The organism is Paraliomyxa miuraensis (assembly GCF_026337845.1).
GTDB classification, from domain to species: Bacteria; Myxococcota_A; Polyangia; order Nannocystales; family Nannocystaceae; genus Paraliomyxa; species Paraliomyxa miuraensis.
Genome location: NZ_JAOVZF010000096.1, coordinates 1 through 1852 on the forward strand (window position 1 = coordinate 1; position 1852 = coordinate 1852).

The 1852-nt window shown below is 65.2% G+C and carries 1 protein-coding gene; it reads right to left on the reverse strand.

The features are described 5' to 3' along the window. Positions 1 to 201: 201 nt before the first annotated feature. The gene (locus tag OEB96_RS00435) at positions 202 to 1656 is read right to left on the reverse strand and encodes an IS1380 family transposase (RefSeq protein ID WP_266213392.1); all 1455 of its coding nucleotides are present in this window, start codon (positions 1654 to 1656) and stop codon (positions 202 to 204) included. Positions 1657 to 1852 lie beyond the last annotated feature (196 nt).

A 1852-nucleotide genomic window follows, 5' to 3' on the forward strand; every position in this document is an offset into this window, starting at 1 on the left:
CCTAAAACAAGCGCTTGCGGTAGGCAGTCCGCCCGCTCACGACGCCGGGCTGCTGAGCGCGTGAGTCCCCTTCCGAAGCCTGGAGGCTTCGGCGCGGTGGGCTCGGTTTTCTGGAAGCGGCTCCTTTCGATCGCGGCGTGAGAGGTTGACGGGCGAGACACCGTCCGTCGAAGGGCACCATTGCCGACCGACGGGCCCGGCTCAAGAGGCGCCGAGGCTGCGCGCGAGGATGTGGAGCTCGGGTCGCCACGCGAGGAATCGGAACACGAGGCGGCGACCGGTTCGGACGATCTGCGCAGGGATGAGCATGAAGCGGTTGAGGAACGTGCGGAACTCCATCTTCAAGATCGAGTCGCGCTCGGCCTCGTGCTCGTCGTGCCAGCGAGGCGACGACGGCAACCGCAGCGCGAACCATGCCTTGAAGCTCCACGCCAGCGAGGTGATGACCATGTAGGCCCAGTTGGCCTCCAGCGTGTTGAGCGGCGCACGCAGGGCACGGACGCCGCTCTTGAGATGGGCGTTGAGGTTCTCCTGGTTGCAGCGCTCGTTGGCCTCGGCGACCACCTGCTCCTTGGTCAGCTCGCGATCGTTGGTCACATAGAAGAGGTAGCGGGTGGTGTTGCCCAGGCACTGCTGGCCGCGCTCCTCGAGGATGGTCTTCTCGAGAACGATCATGCGGTAGCTCTGCTTGGCACGCGCAGGCTTGTGCTCGAACTCGGCCAGCGCCTCGGACTCGAGGACCAAGTCGAGGTACTCGCGCTCGACGACGATGCCCTGCTTGACGCGCGGCTGCTTGGTTCGTGGCTTGCCTTCGAGCGCGTGCTTGGCCTTGCGGCACAGCTCCTCGAATTCCTCGTCTGGCAGCCCCTGGGCCCGCGAAATCATTGCTTGGCTCGCATCGTAGCCGAACACGAAGCGCACGCCCTGCTCGGTCCAGCGGTCGAAGTTCTTGGTCAGCGAGAAGTCCGTGTCCCCTCGCAAGCGGAACCGCTCGAACCCCGCGCGGCGGCATAGCTCGACGGCCTGGTCGTACACCTCCGCAGCTCCCTCGGACGACGGTCGGTTGCCGCTTCGGTTGACCAGGAACAGCGGCTCCTGGGTGTTGCCCAACGACACGACCAGCGGATGGTAGCCCCACGTCTTCTTGTGGTGGTTGTAGTCCATGCCCTGCTTGCACTCGCCCAGCGTGCCCACGACGACGCCATCGGCATCGATGCACGCGACTTGGTCGGTCAGCTCGGCGCCGCGCCGCTTCCAGACGTCGACCCGCACGTCGTTGATGATGTGCATCAGCTTCCAGACATCGTCTGCACTGAACCGACGGCAGAAATCCCCCGCCGTCGTCGGGTCCGGAATCATCCGAGCACCCACCGCCTCGAGGAACACCCGGTTGTTGCGACGCAGCTCGATGTCGTCGAGCGTTCGCCCGCCGCACATCGCGTTGTACGCGATGTTGAGCACGTGATCGGACTCGTGGTACGGCCGGTAGCGCTCGAGCAACGGGAGCCCGTCGTCGATGCGCTTGGCCAGGCCGAGGTCGGCGACCATCTCGACGATGGCTCCGAGCCCGCCCGCGTCGATGGCCCGCGTGCGGTCCGAGAACTCGAAGCGCACGCTCCGCGTCGAGAGCTCGGGTCCGTCCGAGAGGGGCTTCATGCCGCCCTTCGCTCGCGCGAGCCGCCGCTCGATCATTCGCTTCTCTTGCCGTAGCTTTTCTTGGAGCTCTCGGGATACCATCTCGTCTTCACCTGAATGGGTTGGGTGGGGTCGCGTTTGCCTGACGCAAACCCCTCAACAACCGGCCCTTCAGGTGAAATCCCGCCTATTGTGCTTTTCGAGCGCTTGGTTCAGG

What these genes read in the sequence shown, in the direction of transcription:
- OEB96_RS00435 (WP_266213392.1), bottom strand. Translation starts at nt 1,656, where the DNA reads ATGAAGCCCCTCTCGGACGGACCCGAGCTCTCGACGCGGAGCGTGCGC.